This window comes from Rhizobacter sp. J219 (genome assembly GCF_024700055.1).
Classification (GTDB): domain Bacteria; phylum Pseudomonadota; class Gammaproteobacteria; order Burkholderiales; family Burkholderiaceae_C; genus Rhizobacter.
The window spans coordinates 3263891-3285961 of the sequence record NZ_JAJOND010000001.1; the positions used below are offsets into that span (position 1 = coordinate 3263891).

Below are 22071 nucleotides of genomic sequence, written 5' to 3' on the forward strand. Positions count from 1 at the left end.
CCCTTCTTAGGCGACGTAGCAGAGCACTTCGCCGCCGATGCCGGCTTGGCGTGCCTTGCGGTCGGTCATCACGCCCTTCGGGGTGGTGACGATGGCCACGCCCAGTCCGTTCTGGACGCTGGGGATGTCGTGGCGGCCCTTGTAGATGCGCAGACCAGGACGGCTCACGCGCTCGATGTGCTCGATCACGGGGCGACCGGCGTAGTACTTCAGCGCGATTTCCAGCTGCGGCTTGGCCTTGTCGCCGGTGATGGCGAAGCTCTCGATGTAACCCTCGTCCTTCAGGACCTGGGCAATCGCCACCTTCAGCTTGCTGGACGGCAGGGCAACGCTGGTCTTCTCGACCATCTGCGCGTTGCGGATGCGCGTCAGCATGTCGGCGATAGGATCACTCATGCTCATTCGAATATCTCCTGATCGTCGTGCCGATTACCAGCTCGCCTTGATGACACCGGGGATGTCACCTTTGAAGGCCAGTTCGCGGATCTTGTTGCGGGCCAGACCGAACTTGCGGAACGTGCCGCGGGGGCGGCCGGTCAGTTCGCAGCGGTTGCGCTGGCGGGTCGGGTAGGCGTTGCGAGGCAGCTGCTGCAGGGCCAGACGGGCGGCGTAGCGCTCTTCGTCGGACTTCTTGGCATCGTTCGCAGTGGCCTTCAGCTCGTCGTACTTCTTCTTGTACTTGGCGACCAATTGCTCGCGCTTCAGTTCGCGCTGGATGAGGGAAGTTTTAGCCATGGCCGCCTCAGTTCTTGAACGGGAATTTGAAGGCCGACAGCAGTGCCTTGCACTCGTCGTCACTCTTCGCGGTCGTCGTGATGCTGATGTTCAGACCACGCAGAGCATCCACCTTGTCGTACTCGATCTCGGGGAAGATGATCTGTTCTTTGACGCCGATGTTGTAGTTGCCACGACCATCGAACGAACGACCGGAGATGCCACGGAAGTCGCGCACGCGGGGCAGCGCGATCGTCACGAAGCGGTCCAGGAATTCGTACATCTGCACGCCACGCAGCGTGACCATGCAGCCGATGGGCACGCCGTCACGGATCTTGAAGCCGGCGATGGCCTTCTTGCTCTTGGTGACCACGGGCTTCTGGCCCGCGATCTTGGTCAGGTCGCCGACGGCGTGCTCCATGACCTTCTTGTCGGACACCGCCTCGCTCACACCCATGTTGAGCGTGATCTTGGTGATGCGCGGCACCTGCATCGGCGACTTGTAGCCGAACTTCTGAATGAGCGCCGGGGCGATGGTCTCGCGATAGACCTTCTGCAGGCGGGCGGCGGGCGCACCCGATTGGGCAGCTTGGGCTGGTTGCTTGGCCATGTTGATTACGCCTTGATTTCGTCGCCGCTGGAGCGGAAGACGCGGACCTTGGTGGTCTTGTTGGTCTTGGCGTCGGCCACCAGCTTGATGCCCACACGATCGGCCTTGCCGGTGGCGGGATTGAAGATGGCGACGTTGGACTGGTGAATCGACAGGGTCTTGTCGACGACACCGCCGGTCGTACCCTTCATCGGATTCGGCTTGACGTGCTTCTTCACCACGTTCACACCCTCGACCACGATGCGGTCTTCACTTTCGCGCGACAGCACCGTGCCACGCTTGCCCTTGTCGCGGCCGGTCAACACGATGACCTGGTCGCCTTTGCGAATCTTGTTCATTCATCTTTCTCCAGCCGCAGCTCAGAGCACTTCGGGTGCGAGCGAAACGATCTTCATGAAACGCTCGGTACGCAGTTCACGCGTCACCGGGCCAAAGATGCGGGTGCCGATCGGCTCAAGCTTGGCGTTCAGCAGCACGGCGGCATTGCCGTCGAACTTGACCAGCGAACCATCCTGGCGCCGCACACCCTTGGCGGTGCGAACGACGACGGCGCTGTAGACCTCGCCCTTCTTCACGCGACCACGCGGCGCAGCTTCCTTGATGGACACCTTGATCACGTCACCGATGCCGGCGTAGCGACGCTTGGAGCCGCCAAGCACCTTGATGCACTGGACGGACTTCGCGCCAGTGTTGTCCGCGACGTCAAGTCGCGATTGCATTTGAATCATGTTCTGTCCCCAACTTGTCTTGCCGAAGCAAGCAGTCTTGGGCCCGTAGGCCTTTGGCCGAAACCATTGGCAGGTGGGCGGAGCCGACTCGTAGCGTGATGCGCAATGGCGTCACGGCCGGTTTTCGGCGAAGCTGCGGATTATGCAGCGCTGCAAAAGCCCGTGTCAAGCACGGGCAATGGTCTTTCTGACGCTCAGCCCTTCAGCTTCTTGGCTTGTTCGAGCAGCGTGTCGGCGTCGCTCACCTCGAACCTGCCCGGGGCTTCGACGTTCAGCGACTTGATCACGCCGTCTTGCACCAGCATGGAATAGCGCTGCGAGCGCACCCCCATGCCGCGGGAGGTCAGGTCGAGGGTCAGGCCGGTCGCGTTGGCGAAAGCGGCGCTACCGTCGGCCATCATGCGGACCTTTCCGCCCGTCTTCTGATCGCGCCCCCAGGCGCCCATCACGAAGGCGTCGTTGACCGACACGCACCAGATCTCATCCACGCCGGCCTTCTTCAGTTCGTCGGCCTGCTTCAAGTAGCCCGGCACGTGCTGCGCCGAGCAGGTGGGGGTGTAGGCACCCGGCAGCGCGAACACGGCGATGGTCTTGCCAGCCGTCTCTTTCGCGATGTCGAAGGTGTTGGGGCCAATCGAGCAGCCGTTGCCTTCGACCTCGATGAATTCCTGCAGCGTGCCTGCGGGGAGCTTGTCGCCAACCTTGAGCATGGTCACCTCCGAACAATTGAGAGAGTCAGATGGAATGCAAAGCGGCCGGGGCGCCTGGGAGAGGACACACCCGACCGCTGCTGCGGGAGTTCAGGCCCGCAAGGGGAGATCAGATCAGACTTCGCGAGCCTTCTCGACCAAGCGGGTGACAACCCACGACTTGGTCTTGGAGATCGGACGGCTCTCGGCAATCTCGACCGTATCGCCCATCTTGTACTCGCCCTTTTCGTCATGAGCGTGGTACTTGCTGGACTTGGCGACGATCTTGCCGTACAGCTCGTGCTTGGTGCGACGCTCGATCAGGACCGTGACGGTCTTGGAACGCTTGTCGCTGACGACCTTGCCGACCAGCTTGCGCTGGTTCTTGCCCGGAGCGTCGATCTTGATTTCACCGGCGGTGGAAGTCATTTCGCGACCCCTTTCTTCTTCTCGGCCAGGATGGTCTTGGCACGAGCGATGTCACGGCGGGTATTGCCCAGCGTCGTGTGGTTGGTCAACTGCTGGGTCGCCTTCTGCATGCGCAGACCGAAGTGGGCCTTCATCAGGTCAGCCACTTCTTTCTCGAGTGCAGCAACGTCCTTGGCGCGGAGTTCGGATGCTTTCATGTAACTCTCCGTTCGCGCCTCAGGCGCCCACTTGGCGGGCGACGAACGTGGTGCTCAGCGGCAGTTTGGCCGAAGCCAACTTGAACGCTTCGCGGGCCAGCTGTTCAGGCACGCCGTTGATTTCGTACAGCACCTTGCCCGGCTGGATCTCGGCCACGTAGTACTCGGGGTTGCCCTTGCCGTTGCCCATGCGGACTTCGGCCGGCTTTTGCGAGATCGGCTTGTCGGGGAAGATGCGGATGAAGATGCGGCCACCGCGCTTGATGTGGCGCGAGATCGCGCGGCGAGCCGCTTCGATCTGGCGTGCCGTCAGGCGGCCGCGCTCGGTGGCCTTGAGGCCGAAGTCGCCGAACGACACGGCTGCGCCACGAGTGGCGACACCGGTGTTGCGACCCTTTTGTTCCTTGCGGAATTTTCTGCGTGCGGGTTGCAGCATGCTTATTCTCCTTTGGGCTCAGCAGCACCAGGCGTGGCGGCCTTGCGCACACGCTTGACGGCCGGCGCCTTGGGCGCGTCGGCAGCCGGTGCTGCAGCAGTTGCCGCACCTTCAGCCGGTCGACCACCATCGCGGCGCGGGGCACCACGGTCACCACGACCGCCCGGGGCACCAGGGCCGCCAGGACGGGGGCCACGGCGCGGGCGACGATCGTCTTCCTGCACCTCGGGCTTGACCTGGGCGACTTCACCGTTGGCCAGTCGGTCACCGCGGTAGACCCAGCACTTCACGCCGATCACACCATAGGTGGTGTGAGCCTCGGAGAAGCCGTAGTCGATGTCGGCCTTGAGGGTGTGCAGAGGCACGCGGCCTTCGCGATACCACTCGCAGCGAGCGATTTCGATGCCGTTCAGGCGGCCCGACGACATCAGCTTGATGCCCTGGGCGCCCAGGCGCATGGCGTTCTGCATCGCGCGCTTCATCGCACGGCGGAACATGATGCGCTTCTCAAGCTGCTGGGTGATGCTGTCGGCGATCAACTGGGCATCGATCTCGGGCTTGCGCACTTCTTCGATGTTGACCGCGACGGGCACGCCCAGACGCTTGGTCAGTTCGGCCTTCAGGTTTTCGATGTCCTCGCCCTTCTTGCCGATCACCACACCCGGGCGCGCCGAGAAGATGGTGATGCGGGCGTTCTTGGCGGGGCGCTCGATCAGGATGCGCGACACCGCAGCGCTCTTCAGGCGCGCCTTGAGGTAGTCACGAACCTTCAGGTCTTCGGCCAGCATCGTGGCGAAGTTCTGGTTCGATGCGTACCAACGCGAGGCCCAATTGCGCGTGACCGGCAGGCGGAACCCGGTTGGGTGGATTTTTTGTCCCATGGTCTTTGCCTTTAGTTGCCGACGGTGATGTAGATGTGCGCGGTCGGCTTGCTGATGCGGTTGCCGCGGCCCTTGGCCCGTGCGGAGAAGCGCTTCAGCGTGGCACCTTGCTCGACGTAGATCGTCTTCACGGTCAGCTCGTCGATGTCAGCACCGTCGTTGTGCTCGGCGTTCGCGATCGCGGACTCGAGGCACTTCTTGATGATGCCGGCAGCCTTCTTGGGGGTGAACGTCAGGATGTTGAGCGCCTGGTCCACCTTCTTGCCGCGGACCATGTCGGCCACCAGCCGACCCTTGTCAGCCGAGAGGCGGACGCCGCGAACGATAGCTTTGGTTTCCATCGTCGTCATCCTTACTTCTTGTTGGCCTTCTTGTCAGCCGGATGGCCCTTGAACGTGCGGGTGAGCGCAAATTCGCCGAGCTTGTGGCCGACCATCTGGTCCGTGACGTACACCGGCACGTGCTGCTTGCCGTTGTGCACGGCGATCGTCACACCGATGAAATCGGGGAGGATCGTCGAGCGGCGCGACCAGGTCTTGATCGGCTTCTTGTCCTTGGTGGCGACCGCCTTCTCGACCTTGGCCTGAAGGTGATGGTCGACGAACGGACCCTTCTTGAGTGAACGAGTCATATGCCGTTCCCCTTACTTCTTGCGACGCGAGACGATGAACGTCTGCGTGCGTTTGTTGTTGCGAGTGCGGTAGCCCTTGGTCATCGTGTTCCAAGGCGACACCGGCACCTGGCCCTCGCCGGTACGGCCTTCGCCACCGCCGTGCGGGTGGTCCACCGGGTTCATGGCGACGCCGCGGACGGTCGGGCGGATGCCCTTCCAGCGGATCGCACCGGCCTTACCGTACTGGCGCAGGCTGTGCTCTTCGTTCGACACTTCACCGATGGTGGCGCGGCAATCGATGTGGATGCGGCGCACTTCACCCGAGCGCAGGCGAACCTGGGCGTAGGTACCTTCGCGGGCCAGCAGCGTCGTCGACGTACCCGCCGAGCGCGCGATCTGGGCGCCCTTGCCCGGCAGCAGCTCGATGCAGTGGATCACCGAACCCACAGGGATGTTGCGGATAGGCAGCGTGTTGCCGGCCTTGATCGGCGCCTCAGCGCCGCTCAGCACGGTGGCACCGACTTCCAAACCGCGCGGGGCGATGATGTAGCGGCGCTCGCCGTCGGCGTAGCACACCAGCGCGATGTGCGCCGTGCGGTTCGGGTCGTACTCGATGCGCTCGACCTTTGCCGGAATGCCATCCTTGTTGCGCACGAAGTCGACCACGCGGTAGTGGTGCTTGTGACCACCGCCCTTGTGGCGAATCGTGATGTGGCCGTTGTTGTTGCGACCGGAGTGCTGGAACTGCGGCTCCACCAGCGACGCTTCAGGACGACCCTTGTACAGATGCGGGTGCGACACCTTCACCACGGCACGACGGCCAGGCGAGGTCGGCTTAACTTTGATGACGGCCATTACGCGGCCTCCCCGGAGAAGTTGGCTTTTGGCCTTCCTTCAGCGACACGTAGGCCTTCTTGACGTGGTCACGGCGACCGATCGAACGGCCGAAACGCTTGACCTTGCCCTTTTGGACCACGGTCTGAACGGACTCGACCTCGACCTTGAACAGCAGCTCGACGGCAGCCTTGATCTCGGGCTTGGTTGCGTCACGCAGCACCTTGAACAACACCTGGTTGTTCTTCTCGGCGGCGGCGGTCGCCTTTTCGCTCACGATCGGAGCGACAAGAACCTGGGCCAGGCGGCCTTCGTCGTGCTTGGGCTTTTGGGTTGAGGTGCTCATGCGAACATCTCCTTGAGTTGCTCGATCGCGGCCTTGGTCACGAGCACCTTCTTGTAGTGCACGAGGGCCAGCGGATCGGCGTAGCGCGGCTCGACGACCAGCACGTTGGCCAGGTTGCGCGAAGCCAGCACCAGGTTGTCGTCGACCTGGTCGGCGATCACCAGCACGCTGGACAGACCCATGGCCTTCAGCTTGGCAGCGAGTTGCTTTGTCTTGGGCGAGTCGACCGAGATCGAGTCCACCACCGCCAAGCGGCCTTCACGGGCCAGCTGCGAGAAGATGGCGGCCATGCCGGCGCGGTACATCTTCTTGTTGACCTTCTGGGTGAAGTTCTCGTTGGGGCTGTTCGGGAAGATGCGACCACCTCCGCGCCACAGCGGCGACGAAGACATACCGGCACGGGCGCGGCCGGTGCCCTTCTGGCGCCAGGGCTTCTTGGTCGTGTGCTTCACCTCAGCACGGTCGAGCTGGGCGCGCGTGCCTTGGCGGGCGTTGGCCTGGAAGGCCACCACGATCTGATGCACCAGCGCTTCGTTGTAGTCGCGGGCGAACACGGTGTCGGGCGCGTCGAACTTGGACGTCGCCTGGCCTTGTTCATTCAGGAGTCTCGAGCTGCATCAGTTGGCTCCTTTCTTGACCTTCACCTTGACGGCGGGGCTGACGACCACATGGCCGTTCTTGGAGCCCGGGACGGCGCCACGCACCAGCAGCAGCTGGCGGGCCTCGTCCACACGAACCACGTCGAGGTTCTGCACGGTCTTGGTCACGTCACCGAGATGACCCGACATCTTCTTGCCTGGGAACACACGCCCCGGGTCCTGCGCCATCGAGATCGAACCCGGCACGTTGTGCGAACGGCTGTTGCCGTGTGACGCGCGCTGCGAGCCGAAGTTGTGGCGCTTGATGGTGCCAGTGAAGCCCTTGCCGATGGAGGTGCCCTGCACGTCCACAAGCTGGCCCACGGCAAAGGTGGTCACCGGAATCTGCGCGCCAGGCTTGAAGCCGGACGCCACATCGGCGGCCACACGGAATTCCTTGAGGATTTCGCCGGCTTCGACGCCCGCTTTCGCGAGGTGGCCAGCTTCAGGCTTGGACACGCGCGATGCTTTGCGGGTGCCGAACGCCACCTGGATGGCGCTGTAGCCGTCGGTCTCTGCGGTCTTGACCTGGGTGACGCGGTTGTTGGACACGTCGAGCACGGTCACGGGGATGGCATCGCCATCGTCCGTGAAGATGCGCATCATGCCCACCTTGCGGCCCAGCAAACCGAGACGGTTGCTCAGACTCATAGTGTTCTCCAGCCCCCTCGCCCTGCGGTTCGGAAGCCTTTGTTTCGATACCCGACATCGATTGGCCGGGCTGACTTGGGTTGGAAGGCCTGCCGAAACAAACCTTACCGCCGCTCGAAAGCGGAAAAGCTGCGGATTGTAGCAGTTGCGGGTGAACCCGCAACTGCTACGGCCCAGGGCCCAGTTACTGCAGCTTGATCTCGACGTCGACGCCAGCCGGCAGATCGAGCTTCATCAGCGCGTCCACCGTCTTGTCTGTCGGGTCGACGATGTCCATCAGGCGCTGGTGCGTGCGGATCTCGAACTGGTCGCGGCTCGTCTTGTTGACGTGCGGCGAACGCAGGATGTCGAAACGCTGCATGCGGGTCGGCAGGGGCACCGGGCCCTTGACGATCGCGCCCGTGCGCTTGGCGGTGTCGACGATCTCCAGTGCAGACTGGTCGATCAATTTGTAGTCAAACGCCTTGAGGCGAATGCGGATCTTTTGCTTTTGCATGACGAATTCCTGAAAAGAGCAGTGCGGCCGTTGCGACGGCGCGGGCCGCGGGTGTAATGGCCGGGCGACCTTGCGGCCACCCGGTCGTCACGCAGAGGTTTACTCCAGGATCTTGGCAACAACGCCCGAGCCGACGGTGCGGCCGCCTTCGCGGATGGCGAAGCGCAGGCCTTCTTCCATGGCGATCGGGGCGATCAGCTTGACCGTGATGCTCACGTTGTCACCCGGCATCACCATCTCCTTGTCCTTCGGCAGCTCCACCGCGCCGGTCACGTCCGTCGTGCGGAAGTAGAACTGGGGACGGTAGTTGTTGAAGAACGGGGTGTGGCGACCACCCTCTTCCTTGCTCAGAACATAGATCTCAGCGGTGAAGTGGGTGTGCGGCTTGATGGAGCCGGGCTTGCACAGCACCTGGCCGCGCTCGACTTCTTCGCGCTTGGTGCCACGCAGCAGGATGCCGACGTTGTCGCCTGCCTGACCTTGGTCGAGCAGCTTGCGGAACATTTCGACGCCGGTGCAGGTGGTCTTCTGGGTGGCCTTGATGCCGACGATCTCGATTTCTTCGCCAACCTTGATGACACCGCGCTCGACACGGCCGGTCACGACGGTGCCGCGGCCGGAGATGGAGAACACGTCTTCCACCGGCATCAGGAAGGCGCCGTCGATGGCGCGCTCGGGCGTGGGGATGTAGGTGTCCAGCGCTTCGGCCAGCTTCATGATGGCGCCTTCGCCGAGTTCGCCGGTGTCGCCTTCCATGGCGAGCTTGGCCGAACCCTTGACGATGGGGGTGTCGTCACCGGGGAAGTCGTACTTGCTGAGCAGCTCACGCACTTCCATCTCGACGAGCCTCGAGCAGCTCGGCGTCGTCGACCATGTCGCACTTGTTGAGGAAGACGATGATGTACTTCACGCCGACCTGGCGGGCCAGCAGGATGTGCTCGCGGGTCTGGGGCATGGGGCCGTCAGCGGCCGAGCACACCAGAATCGCGCCGTCCATCTGGGCGGCACCGGTGATCATGTTCTTCACGTAGTCGGCGTGCCCGGGGCAGTCAACGTGCGCGTAGTGGCGGTTGGCGGTCTCGTATTCGACGTGGGCAGTGTTGATGGTGATGCCGCGCGCCTTCTCTTCCGGCGCAGCATCGATCTGGTCGTACGCCTTGGCCTCACCGCCGAACTTCTTCGACAGCACCGTCGTGATCGCCGCCGTCAGCGTCGTCTTGCCATGGTCCACGTGACCAATCGTCCCCACGTTCACGTGCGGCTTGGTCCGTTCAAATTTGCCTTTTGCCATTTCAGTTTCTCCAAATCAAAGAGCAGTCCAGTGCGGTGTTTAAGGTCTCCGGCGGAGGGCTGATCCGCCTGCCACTGGCAGCAGGCGGGGCTCCGGCGAAGACCGGCTCGTCTAACTAAATTACTTGCTACCGCGGGCGGTGATGATCGCGTCGGCCACGTTCTTCGGAGCTTCGCTGTAGTGCTTGAACTCCATCGTGTAGGTGGCACGTCCTTGCGACATCGAGCGCAGCGTGGTCGAGTAACCGAACATTTCCGACAGCGGCACTTCGGCCTTGATGACCTTGCCACCGCCAGGCATGTCGTCCATGCCCTGCACCATGCCGCGACGTGACGACAGGTCGCCCATCACGTTGCCGGCGTAGTCTTCCGGGGTTTCCACTTCCACGGCCATCATCGGCTCGAGGATCACCGGGCTCGCCTTGCGCATGCCGTCCTTGAAGCCCATCGAAGCGGCCATCTTGAACGCGTTTTCGTTCGAGTCCACTTCGTGGTACGAACCGAAGGTCAGCGTGACCTTCACGTCGACCACCGGGAAGCCGGCCAGCACGCCGTTCGGCAGCGTGTCTTCGATGCCCTTCTTGACCGCGGGAATGAATTCGCGCGGCACCACACCGCCCTTGATGGCGTCGACGAACTCGAAGCCCTTGCCCGGCTCCTGCGGCTCAACGGTCAGCACGACGTGGCCGTACTGGCCCTTGCCGCCCGACTGGCGCACGAACTTGCCTTCGACGTCGGTCGCGGTCTTGCGGATCGTTTCGCGGTAGGCCACCTGCGGCTTGCCCACGTTGGCTTCCACGCCGAACTCACGCTTCATGCGGTCGACGATGATTTCCAGGTGCAACTCGCCCATGCCGGAGATGATGGTCTGGCCCGATTCTTCGTCGGTGCGCAGACGGAACGACGGGTCTTCTGCAGCCAGACGGCCCAGCGCAATACCCATCTTTTCCTGGTCGGCCTTGGTCTTAGGCTCGACAGCCTGCGAGATCACCGGCTCCGGGAAGATCATCTTCTCGAGCGTGATGATGTGCTCGGGATCGCACAGCGTCTCGCCGGTGGTCACGTCCTTCAGACCCACGCACGCCGCGATGTCGCCGGCCAGAATTTCCTTGATTTCTTCTCGCTGGTTGGCGTGCATCTGCAGGATCCGGCCGATGCGCTCTTTCTTGCCGCGGATCGGGTTATAGACCGAGTCGCCGGACTTCAGAACGCCCGAGTACACGCGCACGAAGGTCAGCTGGCCGACGTAGGGGTCGGTCATCAGCTTGAAAGCCAGTGCGGCAAACTTCTCGCTGTCGTCAGCCTTGCGGGTCACGACCTTTTCGTCTTCGTCGGTACCCGGCACAGGCGGGATGTCGACCGGCGACGGCATAAAGTCGATCACCGCGTCGAGCATGCGCTGCACGCCCTTGTTCTTGAAGGCGGTGCCGCACAGCATCGGCTGGATCTCGGTCGCGATCGTGCGAGTCCGGATGCCCTGCTTGATTTCGGCCTCGGTCAGGTCACCCGACTCGAGGTACTTGTTCATCAGGTCTTCGCTGGACTCGGCAGCGGCTTCGAGCATGTTCTCGCGCCACTTCTGCGCATCGGCCTGGAGGTTGGCCGGGATGTCCTGGTACTCGAACTTCATGCCCTGGGACGCCTCGTCCCAGATGATGGCCTTCATCTTGATGAGGTCCACCACACCGGTGAAGTTGTCTTCGGCGCCGATGGGAATCACGATGGGCACGGGATTCGCCTTCAGGCGAGCCTTCATCTGGTCATAGACCTTGTAGAAGTTCGCACCGGTGCGGTCCATCTTGTTGACGAACGCGAGGCGGGGCACCTTGTACTTGTTGGCTTGGCGCCAGACGGTTTCCGACTGGGGCTGCACACCACCCACGGCGCAATACACCATGCAGGCGCCGTCCAGCACGCGCATGGAACGCTCCACCTCGATGGTGAAGTCGACGTGCCCTGGGGTGTCGATGATGTTGATGCGGTGCTCGGGGTGGTTGAAGTCTCCATGCCCTTCCAGAAGCAGGTCGTCGCGGCGGACGTGATGGTGATGCCGCGCTCTTGCTCCTGTTCCATCCAGTCCATCGTGGCGGCGCCGTCGTGCACCTCGCCGATCTTGTGGTTCACACCGGTGTAGTACAGGATGCGCTCGGTGGTCGTCGTCTTGCCGGCGTCGATGTGCGCCGAGATGCCGATGTTGCGATAGCGCTCGATGGGGGTCTTGCGGGCCATGGTGGCACTCCAGAAACTGAAAAGCGCGCCAGGCGGTCACGAAGACCGAGGCGCGCAAGGGACCGAAATTTAGAAGCGGAAGTGAGAGAAGGCCTTGTTAGCCTCTGCCATGCGGTGCACTTCGTCGCGCTTCTTCATCGCGCCACCGCGGCCTTCGACGGCCTCCAGCAACTCGTTGGCCAGCCGCTGGGCCATCGACTTCTCACCGCGCTTGCGGGCCGACTCCTTCAACCAGCGCATGGCCAGGGCCACGCGGCGCACGGGGCGAACTTCCACGGGAACTTGGTAGTTCGCACCGCCGACGCGGCGTGACTTCACTTCGACCATCGGCTTGATGTTGTTCAAGGCGACCGTGAAGATTTCGAGCGGGTCCTTGCCCGACTTCTTCTCGACTTGCTCCAGCGCACCGTAAATGATGCGTTCGGCCACGGCCTTCTTGCCCGACTCCATGATCACGTTCATGAACTTCGACAGGTCGACCGAGTTGAACTTCGGATCGGGGAGGATCTCCCGCTTGGGGACTTCGCGACGACGAGGCATTTCTCTTCCTTTTGCTTCAGTTGGCTCGGGGCGCTGCCCTTGCCTCGGGCACCACCAACTTCTGGGGCACCCACTTACTCGGCCGAAATTGACCGAAACCTTGAACGGCCTTCAGGCCGTTTTTCCTATTTGCCGAAGGCGTTAAGCCTTCTTCGGGCGCTTCGCGCCGTACTTCGAACGAGCCTGCTTGCGGTCTTTCACGCCTTGCAGGTCGAGCGAGCCGCGCACGATGTGGTAACGCACGCCGGGCAGGTCCTTCACGCGGCCGCCCCGCACGAGCACGACGCTGTGCTCTTGCAGGTTGTGGCCCTCACCGCCGATGTACGAGATGACCTCGAACCCGTTGGTCAGGCGCACCTTGGCGACTTTACGAAGGGCCGAGTTCGGCTTCTTCGGCGTCGTGGTGTACACACGCGTGCAAACGCCGCGGCGCTGGGGGCCGCCCTGCATTGCAGGCGACTTGGACTTCGTGGCTTCGGTCTCACGACCCTTGCGCACGAGTTGGTTGATGGTTGGCATTGGTAACTTGTTCCCGTTTGAAGCTACACGGGCACCACTGATTGAGAAGTGGCGCCATGACTCTTTTCCCAGTAGAAATCGTCGAGCGCTCCACTGGGAGACGAGCCCGAAGCCGCATGCGTGACGCGGTGAGCCGCCCGACAAAGAGCGCAGCAAAACCTGCTGAAAAGCCCGCGATTATATTCGTGCCAACCCTCACTCGCAAGCAAGGACTTGGACCCCACTCTCTCAAAGCCAGCGGTGGTGCTGGACACCAACGTGGTGCTGGACTGGCTGGTGTTCCGCAACGCGGACGGCCAGAGGCTGTTCGAGGCAATCGAGCGGCGTGAGCTGCGTTGGCTCGTGACTGCGGCGATGCGCAATGAACTCCTGCATGTGTTGGGGCGGGGCGTGGCTGCCAGCTACTCGCCTGACCTGCAAAGGATTGAGGAAAGTTGGCGCCTGCTCTCTGAAACGATCTGCGCACCTGAGCCTCAAGGCGAAGCAACCCGCCTGCGGTGCACCGACATCGACGACCAGAAGTTCATCGACCTCGCCGTGGCCGAAGCCCGCTGGCTGATCAGCCGGGACCGGGCCGTGCTCAAGCTCGCCCGCCGCGCCGGGCGTCTTGGCCTCCAGGTGATCCCACCCGGGCGCTGGGTTCCCGAATGACACGGGCATGAAAAAGGGCGGCCGAAGCCGCCCTTTCAGATCGCGAGGAGAGCCACTTACTCGGAAGCTTCACCGCCGGCAGCCGGAGCGGCCGCAGCCGCCTCGTCCACCGCCGACATCTCTTCCGCCGCTTCTTCCAACGCAATCGCACGGCGCTCCGCGTCGTCGAGCTCTTCCTTCACCTTGCGGGCCTCATGGAAGGCCATGCCGGTGCCAGCCGGGATCAGGCGACCCACGATGACGTTTTCCTTCAGGCCACGCAGCTCGTCGCGCTTGCCCATGATGGCAGCCTCGGTGAGCACACGGGTCGTTTCCTGGAAGGACGCGGCCGAGATGAACGAGTCGGTCGACAGCGAGGCCTTGGTGATGCCCAGCAGCACGTCGGCGTGCGTGGCGATCTGCTTGCCTTCGGCGCGCAGGCGGTCGTTGGTGTCCAGCAACTCCGAACGCTCGACCTGCTCGTTGGCGATGTAGTGGCTGTCGCCCGGGTTGACGATCTGCACGCGACGCAGCATCTGGCGAACGATCACCTCGATGTGCTTGTCGTTGATCTTCACGCCCTGCAGGCGATAGACGTCCTGCACTTCGTCGACGATGTAGCGCGCCAGTTCTTCGATGCCCAGCAGGCGCAGGATGTCCTGCGGATCGGCCGGGCCGTCGACGATCGACTCGCCCTTGTTCACCACCTGGCCTTCGTGCACGAGGATGTTCTTTTCCTTCGGCACGAGTTCCTCGAACACCTTGCCTTCCGGGTCGGTGATCTGCAGGCGAACCTTGCCCTTGGTCTCCTTGCCGAACGACACGGTGCCGGTGATCTCGGCCAGCGTGCCCTTGTCCTTCGGGGTACGGGCTTCGAAGAGCTCGGCCACACGCGGCAGACCGCCGGTGATGTCGCGGGTCTTCTGGCCTTCGACCGGGATACGAGCGAGCACTTCACCCGGCGCCAAGTCTTGACCGTCGCGGATCTGGATCAGCGCGCCAACCTGGAAGCCAATCGTCACCGAGTGGTCGGTGCCGGGGATCTTCACTTCGCTGCCGGACACGTCGAGCAGCTTGACCTGCGGACGCACGACCTTGGTCGAGCCACGGCGCTTCGGGTCGATCACGACCAGGGTCGACAGGCCCGTGATTTCGTCGACCTGCTTGGCGACCGTCACGCCCTCTTCCACGTTCTCGAACTTCGCCTTGCCGGCGAATTCCGTGATGATGGGTCGGGTCAGCGGGTCCCAGTTGGCGAGCACCGTGCCGGCCTTGATGGCCTGGTCGGGCTTGATGTTGAGCACCGCACCGTACGGCACCTTGTGGCGCTCACGCTCGCGGCCATGCTGGTCGGAGATGATGATTTCGCCGGAACGCGAAATCACCACCAGGTCGCCCTTGCCGTTGGTCACGTAGCGCATCGTGGCGTTGAAGCCGACGTTGCCGTCGGACTTCGCGTCCACGCTCGAGGCCACGGCTGCACGCGATGCCGCACCACCGATGTGGAACGTGCGCATCGTCAGCTGCGTGCCGGGTTCACCGATCGACTGGGCAGCGATCACACCGACGGCCTCGCCACGGTTGACCACGCCACCACGACCGAGGTCGCGGCCGTAGCACTTGGCGCACAGGCCAAAGCGCGTGTCGCAGGTCAGCGCGGTGCGGACCTTGATCTCGTCCACGCCCGCCGCTTCCAGCTCGTCCAGCGTGTCTTCGTCCAGCATGCGGCCCGGCTCGACCAGCACGGCGCCGGTTTCCGGGTGCTGCACTTCGATCGCGGTCACGCGCCCGAGCACGCGGTCGCGCAGCGATTCGATGACTTCACCGCCTTCGACCAGCGCGCGCATGTTCATGCCGTTCTGCGTGCCGCAGTCGTCTTCGGTGACCACCAGGTCTTGCGTCACGTCGACCAGACGGCGCGTGAGATAGCCTGAGTTCGCGGTCTTCAGCGCCGTGTCCGCGAGACCCTTACGGGCACCGTGGGTTGAGATGAAGTACTGCAACACGTTCAGGCCTTCACGGAAGTTCGCCGTGATGGGCGTCTCGATGATCGAGCCGTCAGGCTTGGCCATCAGGCCGCGCATACCGGCCAGCTGGCGGATCTGCGCGGCAGAGCCCCGAGCACCCGAGTCGGCCATCATGTAGATGGAGTTGAACGACTCCTGATCGACCTGCTTGCCGTGGCGGTCGGTGGTCTTCTGCTTCGACAGCTGCGACATCATGACCTTGCCGACTTCGTCGCCGGTCTTGCCCCAGATGTCGACCACCTTGTTGTAGCGCTCGCCAGCCGTCACGAGACCCGAGACGTACTGCTGCTCGATTTCCTTGACTTCCTTCTCGGCGCGCTCGATCAGCGTGTGCTTTTCCTTCGGCACCAGCATGTCGTCGATCGCGATCGAGATGCCGGCGCGCGTGGCCAGGCGGAAGCCCGACTGCAGCAGCTTGTCTGCGAACACGACCGTTTCCTTCAGACCGCACTTGCGGAACGAGGTGTTGATCAGGCGCGAGATTTCCTTCTTCTTCAGCGCCTTATTGATGTTCGAGAACGGCAGGCCCTTGGGCAGGATCTCGCTCAACAATGCACGGCCGACGGTGGTGTCGACAAGCTTGGTCTCCGGCTTGAATTCGCCCGTGGCTTTGTCCTTCACCCACTCGGTCAGGCGCACGCTGATCTTGGCGGTGATCTCGACCTGGCCGTTGTCGAGTGCACGCTGCACTTCGATCACGTCCGAGAAGATGATGCCTTCGCCCTTGCCGTTGATGCGCTCGCGGGTGGCGTAGTACAGACCCAGCACCACGTCCTGCGACGGCACGATCGACGGTTCGCCGTTGGCCGGGAACAGCACGTTGTTGGAGGCCAGCATCAGCGTGCGGGCTTCCATCTGCGCTTCGATCGACAGCGGCACGTGGACGGCCATCTGGTCACCGTCGAAGTCGGCGTTGAACGCCGCGCAGACGAGCGGGTGCAGCTGGATCGCCTTGCCTTCGATCAGCACCGGCTCGAACGCCTGGATGCCCAGGCGGTGCAGCGTCGGCGCACGGTTCAGCATGACCGGGTGTTCCTTGATGACTTCTTCAAGGATGTCCCAGACCACCGGCGTGCCGCTCTCGACTTCCTTCTTCGCCGCCTTGATGGTGGTGGCGATGCCCATGGCTTCCAGGCGCGAGAAGATGAAGGGCTTGAAGAGTTCAAGCGCCATCAGCTTGGGCAGGCCGCACTGATGCAGCTTGAGCGTCGGGCCGACCACGATGACCGAACGGCCCGAGTAGTCGACGCGCTTGCCCAAGAGGTTCTGGCGGAAACGACCCGACTTGCCCTTGATCATGTCGGCCAGCGACTTGAGGGCGCGCTTGTTCGCGCCGGTCATCGCCTTGCCTCGACGGCCGTTGTCGAGCAGCGAGTCGACCGCCTCTTGCAGCATCCGCTTTTCGTTGCGGACGATGATCTCCGGGGCCTTCAACTCCAACAGACGCGCGAGGCGGTTGTTGCGGTTGATGACGCGGCGATAGAGGTCGTTCAGGTCGGAGGTGGCGAAACGGCCGCCGTCCAGCGGCACCAGCGGACGCAGGTCCGGCGGTAGCACGGGCAGGACGTTCATCACCATCCACTGCGGCTTGATGCCCGACTTCTTGAAGGCTTCCATCACCTTGAGGCGCTTGGAGTTCTTCTTGACCTTGGATTCGGAGCCGGTCATGTCGCCACGCAGCTTCTCGATCTCGACGTCGAGGTCCATCTCGGCGAGCAGGCGTTGCACGCCTTCCGCGCCCATCAGGGCCACGAACTCGTCGCCGAACTCGGTGCGCTTCGCGTCGTAATCGTCTTCCGACATGATGCTGAACTTCTTCAGCGGGGTCATGCCGGGGTCGACGACCACGTAGGCTTCGAAGTACAGCACGCGCTCGATGTCGCGCAGCGTCATGTCGAGCACGAGGCCCAGGCGCGACGGCAGCGACTTCAGGAACCAGATGTGCGCGCACGGTGCGGCCAGGTCGATGTGGCCCATGCGGTCACGGCGGACCTTCGTCTGGGTGACTTCGACGCCGCACTTCTCGCAGATCACGCCGCGGTGCTTCAGGCGCTTGTACTTGCCGCACAGGCACTCGTAGTCCTTGATCGGCCCGAAGATCTTGGCGCAGAAGAGACCGTCACGTTCCGGCTTGAAAGTCCGGTAGTTGATCGTCTCGGGCTTCTTCACCTCGCCGAACGACCACGACCGAATCTTCTCGGGCGAGGCCAGGCCGATCTTGATGGCATCGAAATGCTCATCCGGGGTGAATTGACGGAAGAGATCCAGCAAACCCTTCATATATCTCTCCTATTCCTTTAGTTACGCTCGAGTTCCATGTCGATCCCGAGCGAACGGATCTCCTTGACCAGCACGTTGAACGATTCCGGCATGCCGGCCTCGATCGCGTGCTCGCCCTTGACGATGCTCTCGTACACCTTGGTACGGCCATTCACGTCGTCGGACTTCACGGTCAGCATCTCCTGCAGCACGTAGCTGGCACCGTAGGCTTCCAGCGCCCACACCTCCATCTCGCCGAAGCGCTGGCCGCCGAACTGCGCCTTGCCGCCCAGCGGCTGCTGGGTGACGAGCGAGTACGGACCGGTGGAGCGGGCGTGCATCTTGTCGTCGACCAGGTGGTGCAGCTTCAGCACGTGCATGTAGCCGACGGTCACCGGGCGCTCGAAGCTCTCGCCGGTGCGGCCGTCGTACAGCGTGGCCTGCGTGCGGGTCTCGGTCAGGCCCTTGGCCTTCGCGATGTCGTCCGGGTAGGCAAGCTTCAGCATGCCGCGGATTTCATCTTCGGTCGCGCCGTCGAACACCGGCGTTGCGAACGGCACGCCCTTGCTCAGGTTTTGCGCCATCTCGATGATTTCACCGTCAGACAGGTGGTCCAGCTTCTCGGTCTTGCCGCCCGACTTGTTGTAGAAGCCGTCGAGGAACTTGCGCAGTTCAGCGACCTTGGCTTGCTGTTGCAGCATGTCGCCCAGGCGCTGGCCGATGCCCTTGCCGGCCCAGCCCAGGTGCACTTCCAGCACCTGGCCCACGTTCATCCGCGAGGGCACGCCCAGCGGGTTGAGCACGATGTCACACGGCGTGCCGTCGGCCATGTAGGGCATGTCTTCGACCGGGGTGATCTTCGAGACCACACCCTTGTTGCCGTGACGGCCGGCCATCTTGTCGCCAGGCTGCAGGCGGCGCTTGACGGCGAGGTACACCTTCACCATCTTCAGCACGCCTGCCGGCAGCTCGTCGCCCTGCGTCAGCTTCTTGCGCTTCTCTTCGAAGGCGAGGTCGAAGCTGTGGCGCGTCTGCTCGAGCGAGTTCTTGATCGACTCGAGCTGGTTGGCCAGGTCTTCGTCCGCCGGGCGGATGTCGAACCAGTGGTACTTCTCGACGGTCGCGAGGTAGTCCTTGGTGATGCTCGTGCCCTTGGCGATCTTCTGCGGGCCACCGTTGGCGACCTTGCCGACCAGGAGCTTCTCGATCCGGTCGAAGGCGTCGGCTTCCACGATGCGCAGCTGGTCGTTCAGGTCGAGGCGATAGCGCTTCAGCTCGTCGTCGATGATCTGCTGGGCGCGCTTGTCGCGCTGGATGCCTTCACGGGTGAAGACCTGCACGTCGATGACGGTGCCACTCGTGCCTTGATCAACACGCAGCGAGGTGTCCTTCACGTCCGAAGCCTTCTCGCCGAAGATGGCGCGCAAGAGCTTCTCTTCCGGCGTCAGCGTGGTTTCGCCCTTCGGCGTGACCTTGCCGACCAGCGTGTCGCCCGGGTTCACCTCGGCACCCACGTAGACGATGCCCGACTCGTCGAGACGAGCAAGTTGCTGCTCCGACAGGTTCGGGATGTCGCGGGTAATTTCTTCGGCACCCAGCTTGGTGTCACGCGCCATGACCACCAGTTCCTCGATGTGAATCGAGGTGTAGCGGTCGTCGGCGACGACACGTTCGCTGATCAGGATCGAGTCCTCGAAGTTGTAGCCGTTCCAGGGCATGAACGCGACCAGCATGTTCTGGCCGAGCGCAAGCTCGCCGATGTCGGTGGAGGCACCGTCGGCGATGATGTCTTCGGCAGACACCACATCACCGCGCTTCACGATCGGGCGCTGGTGGATGTTGGTGTTCTGGTTGGAACGCTGGTACTTGATCAGGTTGTAGATGTCGACGCCAACTTCACCGGCCACCGTTTCCGTGTCGTTGACACGGATCACGATGCGGTTGGTGTCGACGTAGTCCACCACGCCACCGCGGCGGGCGGCGACGACGGTGCCCGAGTCCTTCGCGGCCACGCGTTCGACACCGGTACCGACGAAGGCCTTCTCGGGGCGCAGCACCGGCACGGCCTGGCGCTGCATGTTGGCGCCCATCAGCGCGCGGTTCGCGTCGTCGTGCTCGAGGAAGGGCACGAGCGAAGCGGCGACCGACACGATCTGCGTCGGCGCCACGTCCATGTACTGGATGCGCTCCGGCGAGGTCAGGATGGATTCGCCGTTGTCGCGGGCCGAAACCAGCTCGTCGATCAGCTTGCCTTCCTTGTCGAGCGTCGCGTTCGCCTGCGCGATCACGTACTTGCCTTCTTCGATGGCCGACAGGTAGTCGATCTGGTCGGTCACCTTGCCATCGGCCACGCGTCGGTACGGCGTCTCGAGGAAGCCGTATTCGTTGAGCTGCGCGTAGAGAGCCAGCGAGTTGATCAGGCCGATGTTCGGGCCTTCCGGCGTTTCGATCGGGCAGACGCGGCCATAGTGCGTGACGTGCACGTCACGTACTTCGAAGCCGGCACGCTCGCGGGTCAGACCGCCCGGGCCCAGGGCCGAGACACGGCGCTTGTGCGTGATCTCGGAGAGCGGGTTGGTCTGGTCCATGAACTGCGACAGCTGCGACGCGCCGAAGAACTCCTTCAGCGCCGCGGAGATCGGCTTGGAGTTGATCAGGTCGTGCGGCATCAGGGCTTCGGTTTCGGCCTGGCCCAGACGCTCCTTCACAGCCTTTTCGATACGCGCGAGACCCGAGCGGTACTGGTTCTCGGCCAGCTCGCCGACGCAACGCACACGGCGGTTGCCCAGGTGGTCGATGTCGTCCACTTGACCACGGCCGTTGCGGAGCTCGACCAGGATCTTCACCACGTCGAGGATGTCGTCGTTGCTGAGCGTCATCGGGCCTTCGGCCGAATCACGCATCACGCGGGCATTGAACTTCATGCGGCCCACGCGCGACAGGTCGTACGTGTCGGCGTTGTAGAAGAGGCGGTTGAAGAGGGCTTCAACAGCGTCTTCCGTCGGCGGCTCGCCGGGGCGCATCATGCGGTAGATGGCGACGCGTGCGGCCAGCTGGTCGGCGGTTTCGTCCGCGGCCAGGGTCTGGCTGATGTAGGCGCCTTCGTCCAGCTCGTTCGTGTACAGAGCTTGCAGCTCTTTCACGCCCGCGGCACGCAGCTTCTTCAGCAGCGCTTCGGTCAGCTCGTCGTTCGCCTTGGCGATGATCTCGCCGGTGTCGGCGTCGACCATGTTGCGGGCCAGCACGCGGCCGACGAGGTAGTCCTCAGGCACGCTGATGAACTGCGTCTCAGTCTGCTCGAGGGTTCGAGTGTGGCGCGCGGTGATGCGCTTGTCCTTCTCGACCACGACATTGCCATTCTTGTCGGTGATGTCGAAGCGGGCGATTTCGCCGCGCAAGCGATCGGCCACGAATTCGAGCTGCGCGCCCGAGTCCATCAGCCGGAAGTTGTCGAAGACGAAGAAGTTGGCGAGGATCGATTCCGGGTTCAGGCCGATGGCCTTCAGCAGGATCGTGACCGGCATCTTGCGGCGACGGTCGACGCGGAAGTACAGGATGTCCTTCGGGTCGAATTCGAAGTCGAGCCAGGAGCCGCGGTACGGGATGATGCGGGCGGAGAACAGCAACTTGCCCGACGAATGCGTCTTGCCCTTGTCGTGCTCGAAGAACACGCCCGGCGAACGGTGCAGCTGAGACACGATCACTCGCTCGGTGCCGTTGACGATGAACGAGCCGTAGTCCGTCATGAGCGGCACTTCGCCCATGTAGACCTCTTGTTCCTTGATTTCCTTGACCGTCTTGGCCTGCGCGGCTTCACGGTCATAGATGATCATCTGCAACTTGGCGCGCACGGCCGCGGCATACGTCAGGCCGCGCTGCTGGCATTCACGCGTGTCGAACGCGGGCTTGGCCATGTTGTATTCGATGAACTTCATCTCCACAAACCCGTTGTGCGACACGATCGGGAAGGCGGAGAGGAAAGCCGCTTGCAGACCTTCTGGTTTGCGTTTCTGCGGTGGGACGTCCTTCTGCAGGAAGGCAACGTAAGACTCCTTCTGCATCGTGAGCAGATAGGGAACGTTGAGGACACTCTCTCGCTTGCCGAAGCTCTTGCGGATACGCTTGCGCTCGGTGTAGCTGTACGGGGTTGCTTGTTGCGCCATAGGTGATTTCTCACTCCATCTCAGGAAACCTGCCTGGCCTAGGCAGATCACCGTCGGCGACTGTCAACTCGAACATTGCGTTCGACGCTTGGTGGCTGGCCACTACCAGCCGCTGGCGGACAACCCCGGCATTGCACCGGGGCCCGACCAAA

Annotated in this window: 21 protein-coding genes and 3 pseudogenes; 1 reads left to right on the forward strand and 23 read right to left on the reverse strand. The window is 63.0% G+C overall.

Annotation, left to right across the window (positions count from 1 at the left end):
- Positions 1-6: 6 nt before the first annotated feature.
- The 21 genes and pseudogenes from rpsH to rpsL form a co-directional block, all read right to left on the reverse strand.
- The gene (rpsH, locus tag LRS03_RS15225) at positions 7-402 is read right to left on the reverse strand and encodes a 30S ribosomal protein S8 (protein WP_201810360.1); all 396 of its coding nucleotides are present in this window, start codon (positions 400-402) and stop codon (positions 7-9) included.
- A gap of 27 nt (positions 403-429) precedes the next feature.
- On the reverse strand, positions 430-735 hold the full coding sequence (gene rpsN, locus LRS03_RS15230) for a 30S ribosomal protein S14 (RefSeq protein ID WP_257826437.1): 306 nt from the start codon (positions 733-735) through the stop codon (positions 430-432).
- A gap of 7 nt (positions 736-742) precedes the next feature.
- Positions 743-1324 carry a 50S ribosomal protein L5 gene (gene rplE / locus LRS03_RS15235; protein WP_257826439.1) on the reverse strand — a complete coding sequence of 194 codons (582 nt, stop codon included), beginning with the start codon at positions 1322-1324 and terminating at the stop codon, positions 743-745.
- Between the two features lie 5 nt (positions 1325-1329).
- Entirely contained in the window at positions 1330-1662 is a 333-nt protein-coding gene (rplX, locus tag LRS03_RS15240; RefSeq protein ID WP_257826440.1) for a 50S ribosomal protein L24, read from the reverse strand.
- A 21-nt stretch (positions 1663-1683) separates the two neighbouring features.
- Positions 1684-2052: a 50S ribosomal protein L14 gene (rplN, locus tag LRS03_RS15245; protein ID WP_201810338.1), complete on the reverse strand. Its 369-nt coding sequence runs from the start codon at positions 2050-2052 to the stop codon at positions 1684-1686.
- A gap of 194 nt (positions 2053-2246) precedes the next feature.
- Positions 2247-2762 carry a peroxiredoxin gene (locus tag LRS03_RS15250; RefSeq protein ID WP_257826443.1) on the reverse strand — a complete coding sequence of 172 codons (516 nt, stop codon included), beginning with the start codon at positions 2760-2762 and terminating at the stop codon, positions 2247-2249.
- 114 nt (positions 2763-2876) lie between these two features.
- The gene (gene rpsQ, locus LRS03_RS15255) at positions 2877-3170 is read right to left on the reverse strand and encodes a 30S ribosomal protein S17 (RefSeq protein WP_257826445.1); all 294 of its coding nucleotides are present in this window, start codon (positions 3168-3170) and stop codon (positions 2877-2879) included.
- Entirely contained in the window at positions 3167-3367 is a 201-nt protein-coding gene (rpmC, locus tag LRS03_RS15260; RefSeq protein WP_257826446.1) for a 50S ribosomal protein L29, read from the reverse strand. Before rpmC ends, rpsQ begins: the two co-directional genes overlap by 4 nt.
- Before the next feature lie 19 nt (positions 3368-3386).
- Complete coding sequence (gene rplP, locus LRS03_RS15265; protein WP_257826447.1) at positions 3387-3803, reverse strand: 50S ribosomal protein L16; 417 nt, start codon at positions 3801-3803, stop codon at positions 3387-3389.
- A 2-nt stretch (positions 3804-3805) separates the two neighbouring features.
- Positions 3806-4684 (reverse strand): 30S ribosomal protein S3, encoded by an 879-nt coding sequence (gene rpsC, locus LRS03_RS15270; protein ID WP_257826448.1) that lies wholly within the window; start codon positions 4682-4684, stop codon positions 3806-3808.
- An 11-nt stretch (positions 4685-4695) separates the two neighbouring features.
- Positions 4696-5025 (reverse strand): 50S ribosomal protein L22, encoded by a 330-nt coding sequence (gene rplV / locus LRS03_RS15275; RefSeq protein WP_201810322.1) that lies wholly within the window; start codon positions 5023-5025, stop codon positions 4696-4698.
- Positions 5026-5036: 11 nt separating this feature from the next.
- A complete protein-coding gene (rpsS, locus tag LRS03_RS15280; protein ID WP_257826450.1) occupies positions 5037-5315 on the reverse strand; it encodes a 30S ribosomal protein S19 in 279 nt (92 codons plus the stop codon).
- 12 nt (positions 5316-5327) lie between these two features.
- On the reverse strand, positions 5328-6152 hold the full coding sequence (rplB, locus tag LRS03_RS15285; protein WP_257826451.1) for a 50S ribosomal protein L2: 825 nt from the start codon (positions 6150-6152) through the stop codon (positions 5328-5330).
- Positions 6152-6477: pseudogene (gene rplW / locus LRS03_RS15290) on the reverse strand (50S ribosomal protein L23). Before rplW ends, rplB begins: the two are co-directional and overlap by 1 nt.
- Positions 6474-7079, reverse strand: coding sequence for a 50S ribosomal protein L4 (gene rplD, locus LRS03_RS15295; protein WP_257829573.1), 606 nt, complete (start codon positions 7077-7079; stop codon positions 6474-6476). The pseudogene rplW and the gene rplD overlap by 4 nt, the downstream one beginning before the upstream one ends.
- 15 nt (positions 7080-7094) lie before the next feature.
- Positions 7095-7766 carry a 50S ribosomal protein L3 gene (rplC, locus tag LRS03_RS15300; RefSeq protein WP_257826453.1) on the reverse strand — a complete coding sequence of 224 codons (672 nt, stop codon included), beginning with the start codon at positions 7764-7766 and terminating at the stop codon, positions 7095-7097.
- Positions 7767-7950: 184 nt separating this feature from the next.
- Positions 7951-8262: a 30S ribosomal protein S10 gene (gene rpsJ, locus LRS03_RS15305; protein WP_019561663.1), complete on the reverse strand. Its 312-nt coding sequence runs from the start codon at positions 8260-8262 to the stop codon at positions 7951-7953.
- A gap of 99 nt (positions 8263-8361) precedes the next feature.
- Positions 8362-9553 (reverse strand): annotated as a pseudogene (gene tuf, locus LRS03_RS15310) (elongation factor Tu).
- 120 nt (positions 9554-9673) lie between these two features.
- A pseudogene (gene fusA, locus LRS03_RS15315) lies at positions 9674-11781 on the reverse strand (elongation factor G).
- A gap of 69 nt (positions 11782-11850) precedes the next feature.
- A complete protein-coding gene (gene rpsG, locus LRS03_RS15320) occupies positions 11851-12321 on the reverse strand; it encodes a 30S ribosomal protein S7 (protein ID WP_257826456.1) in 471 nt (156 codons plus the stop codon).
- A gap of 141 nt (positions 12322-12462) precedes the next feature.
- Positions 12463-12840 carry a 30S ribosomal protein S12 gene (gene rpsL / locus LRS03_RS15325; protein ID WP_201810296.1) on the reverse strand — a complete coding sequence of 126 codons (378 nt, stop codon included), beginning with the start codon at positions 12838-12840 and terminating at the stop codon, positions 12463-12465.
- A gap of 240 nt (positions 12841-13080) precedes the next feature.
- Between rpsL and LRS03_RS15330 the strand changes: the two genes are divergently transcribed.
- Complete coding sequence (locus LRS03_RS15330) at positions 13081-13491, forward strand: putative toxin-antitoxin system toxin component, PIN family (RefSeq protein ID WP_257826458.1); 411 nt, start codon at positions 13081-13083, stop codon at positions 13489-13491.
- A 56-nt stretch (positions 13492-13547) separates the two neighbouring features.
- Here LRS03_RS15330 and rpoC read toward each other — a convergent pair whose 3' ends face one another.
- Entirely contained in the window at positions 13548-17777 is a 4230-nt protein-coding gene (gene rpoC / locus LRS03_RS15335) for a DNA-directed RNA polymerase subunit beta' (RefSeq protein ID WP_257826459.1), read from the reverse strand.
- Positions 17778-17794: 17 nt separating this feature from the next.
- Positions 17795-21919: a DNA-directed RNA polymerase subunit beta gene (gene rpoB, locus LRS03_RS15340; protein ID WP_257826460.1), complete on the reverse strand. Its 4125-nt coding sequence runs from the start codon at positions 21917-21919 to the stop codon at positions 17795-17797.
- Between the last annotated feature and the right edge of the window lie 152 nt (positions 21920-22071).